Raw genomic sequence first — 2,409 nt, forward strand, 5'->3', positions numbered from 1 at the left:
CTCGTGCTGACCGGCGCCGGACTTCGTGCACCCGCCGCGCCTGGCAGCATTATCGCCGTCTTTGCCTCCACAACCGCCGGAAGCTATCTAGGCGTAGCCCTGTCAGTCATCTTCGCGACGGCGGTCTCCTTCGTGATTGCCTCCATCATTCTGAAAACAACCAAGGCCGCCGATGAGGACGGTTTGGGCGAAGCGACCAGCCGGATGGAGGGCATGAAGGGCAAGAAGAGCTCCGTCGCCTCCGCGCTTGCTGGATCGGCCGCAGGATCGGCCACCGGTCCCATCGAGGACATTGTGTTCGCCTGCGACGCCGGAATGGGCTCGAGCGCCATGGGCGCCTCCGTACTGCGCAACAAGATCCGCAAGGCTGGCTTCCCCGATGTGAAGGTCACCAACTCCGCTATTGCCAATCTCAGCGACAGTTTCGACGTCGTCGTCACCCACCAGGATCTGACCGAGCGAGCACAGCCTGCCACGGCCAGCGCCGTCCATGTTTCAGTGGATAACTTCATGAACAGTCCGAGGTACGACGAGATTGTCGAGCTCGTGCAGAAACGGAACTCCGGTGATGCGGGGGACGCCGGGGAGAATCCGGCGGCAGGTTCGACGGCGGAGGCTCGGCCCTTGGCTGCCGGGGAAGTCGCAGCGACGACGGCGGGAGCTGGGCCTGTAGCGGGCGCTGCTACGACGGCGGAAGCGGACACCGAAGAGGACGATTCCGGCGAGATTCTTGCCCCGCAGAGCGTGGTGCTCAGCGGGTCTGCCACGACGCGCGATGCCGCCATCGACGAGGCTGGTCAGCTGCTCGTTGAACGGGGCGCGGTCGAGGTCAGCTACCTTCCCTCCATGCACGAGCGCGAGGAATCCGTGTCCACGTACATGGGCAACTCACTGGCCATTCCGCACGGCACCAACGCCGCCAAGGAATCCATCAACCAGTCCGCGATTTCCTTCGTCCGCTATCCCGAAGGGATCGATTGGAACGGCAAGCAGGCCAAGTTCGTGGTCTGCGTCGCCGGCGTCAATAACGAGCACCTGAGCATCCTGTCCTCCATTGCCCGGGTCTTCTCGGACAAGGAACAGGTCGCGAAGCTCGAACAGGCCGAAACGGTTGATGAAGTGCTTGCACTGCTGCAAAAGGTCAACGGATGATGCGGGCGGTTCACTTCGGAGCCGGAAATATCGGCCGCGGTTTTGTCGGGCTGTTGCTCCACGACGCCGGGTATGAGGTGGTGTTCGCCGACGTCGCGGATGCGCTGATCGACCAGCTGGCCACGACGCCGAGCTACACGGTCCACGAAGTGGGCGAACACCCCGCGGACCGGAAGGTGGACAACTACCGCGCCCTGAACTCCAAGACCCAGGAGGCCGACGTCGTCGCCGAGATAGCGGCGGCGGATATGGTAACCACCGCGGTGGGACCGAATATCCTGAAATTCGTTGCTCCCGTCATCGCCAAGGGGATCGACGCCCGGCCCGCAGGGCTGCCGCCTCTTCAGGTAATGGCGTGCGAGAACGCTATCAACGCCACGGACATCCTTGCCGCCGAAATCGAGAAGGCCTTTCCGGCTGGCCCGGCGGAACTGGCTGCCAAAGCGCTGTTCGCGAATACCGCCGTCGACCGTATTGTTCCCAATCAGGGGCAGGACCAGGGACTGGACGTCACCGTCGAAACGTTCCATGAATGGGTCATCGACCGGACGCCGTTTGCCGGACAGGAACCTCATATTCCGGGGGCGACATATGTTGACGCGCTCGGCCCGTACATTGAGCGCAAGCTCTTCACCGTCAATACCGGCCATGCCGCCTGCGCCTACTTCGGCTACGCCGCGGGCTGGGAAAAGGTCGCGGAGTCGATGGCGGATCCCAAGGTCAGCGGCGCGGTGCGGTCAGTGCTGGAAGAGACAAAGGCGCTGCTGGTCGCCAAACACGGGCTGGACGCGTCCGAGCAGGAGGCCTACGTCCAGAAGATCTTGAAGCGTTTCTCCAATCCCCACCTGCCGGACACAGTCGCCAGGGTTGGCCGTGCACCGCTGCGTAAGCTGGGCCGGCACGAGCGGTTTGTCGGTCCGGCGGCTGAGCTGGCGGAGCGGGGAATGCCGACGGCGGCGCTGTTGACCGCGATGGAAGTGGCACTGGCCTTCGACGCTCCGGACGACGCTGAAGCGGCCGAACTGGCGCAGATTATTAGGGATCACTCCGCCGGAGAGGCAACGACGATGATCACCGGCCTGTCCCAGAGCCATCCGCTGTTCGAGCCGGTACGCGCCCTCGTCGAAGCACGGTTTTAGTTCCCCAACGCAATTTTTCCCCTCGAAACCGTTGCGGGTTGGCCGGACCGGTGGTCGAATAAGTACATGTCACCCACCGAACAGACGGTCCTGGCGATCGGGACGAAGAAAGGGCTGT

General features: G+C 63.4%; 2 protein-coding genes. Both read left to right on the forward strand.

All coding sequences use genetic code 11. The features are described 5' to 3' along the window. Positions 1-1,152 (forward strand): PTS sugar transporter subunit IIA (locus Y707_RS25865; RefSeq protein WP_035781725.1); only part of this gene is annotated, 1,152 nt, incomplete at its 5' end. Next, the gene (locus Y707_RS0113225) at positions 1,152-2,291 is read left to right on the forward strand and encodes a mannitol-1-phosphate 5-dehydrogenase (protein WP_026535453.1); all 1,140 of its coding nucleotides are present in this window, start codon (positions 1,152-1,154) and stop codon (positions 2,289-2,291) included. The genes Y707_RS25865 and Y707_RS0113225, both read left to right, overlap by 1 nt. Positions 2,292-2,409 lie beyond the last annotated feature (118 nt).

The sequence above is a fragment of the Arthrobacter sp. H14 genome (genome assembly GCF_000520495.1).
Classification (GTDB): domain Bacteria; phylum Actinomycetota; class Actinomycetes; order Actinomycetales; family Micrococcaceae; genus Arthrobacter_C.

What these genes read in the sequence shown, in the direction of transcription:
- Y707_RS0113225 (WP_026535453.1), top strand. Translation starts at nt 1,152, where the DNA reads ATGCGGGCGGTTCACTTCGGAGCCGGAAATATCGGCCGCGGTTTTGTC.